Annotated in this window: 1 protein-coding gene; it reads left to right on the top strand. The window is 60.9% G+C overall.

The features are described from left to right. Positions 1 to 108: 108 nt before the first annotated feature. The coding region (locus tag BST42_RS28860; RefSeq protein WP_083123123.1) for an IS481 family transposase at positions 109 to 1,090 on the top strand (982 nt) is incomplete at its 3' end.

The following is a 1,090-nucleotide window of genomic DNA, read 5'->3' as shown; positions in this document are numbered from 1 at the left end:
TGTACTGACCACGGACGTTAAGTACGGCGTGGCGTAGTGACATGACGAAGACCTCCGAGTGAAGTGCGAGCTGCTTAAGGAACGCACCAACTCACTCCGGAGGTCTTCATGGTCCACCGTAATGCCCCCTTGTCTGAAACCGGTCGTCTGCGGCTGGCACGTTGCGTTGTCGAGGATGGGTGGACGCTGCGACGGGCGGCCGAGCGGTTCCAGGTTGCGGTCACTACCGCTTCGCGCTGGGCCCGCCGCTACCGCCAACTAGGCGAAGCCGGCATGGCCGACCGCAGCTCACGCCCACATCACAGCCCTAATCAAACCCCCACACGCACCGAGCGGCGCATCATTAAAGTCCGAGTACTTCGACGTTGGGGACCAGCTCGCATCGCTTATCTGCTGGGACTGAATGTCTCGACTGTGCACAACGTGTTGAGGCGCTACGGCCTAGCCAAGCTGCGGTGGCTGGATCGGCCCACCGGGCGAGTTATCCGTCGGATGGAGTCAGCCAGCCCCGGCGACCTGGTGCATGTCGATGTCAAGAAGGTGGGCAAGATCCCGGCTGGCGGCGGATGGCGCATGTTGGGCCGCAGCGCAGGAAATCATCACTCCCGCAAGGACAGAAGCATCGGAACTGGCAGCGACCGTTCCGGGCGGCGTGGTTATCACTTCTTGCACACCGCCATCGACGCTCACTCCCGGCTGGCCTACTCCGAACTGCTAATCGACGAACGCAAAGACACAGCTGCTGACTTCTGGCAAAGGGCTAACAAATGGTTCAACGCATGCGGGTTCACCGTACGGAAAGTGTTGACAGACAACGGTTCCTGTTACCGATCCCACTCATTCCGAGATGCACTCGGGCAGATCGAACATCGTCGAACCAAACCCTATCGACCCCAGACGAACGGCAAGGTGGAGCGATTCCACCGAACCCTTGCCGATGAATGGGCATATGCGCGGCTCTACACCAGCGATGCCGAACGGTGCGCGGAGTTCCCTCGCTGGCTGCATACCTACAATCACCATCGCGGCCACACCGCACTCGGCGGCCAACCACCCGCCACCCGCGTACCTAACCTCTCAGGTCAGTACA

It is taken from the genome of Mycolicibacterium rhodesiae (assembly GCF_002086695.1).
GTDB lineage: Bacteria > Actinomycetota > Actinomycetes > Mycobacteriales > Mycobacteriaceae > Mycobacterium > Mycobacterium rhodesiae.
The sequence above is the reverse complement of the archived record's forward strand: the minus strand, read 5'-3'. Positions and strand labels throughout refer to the sequence as shown.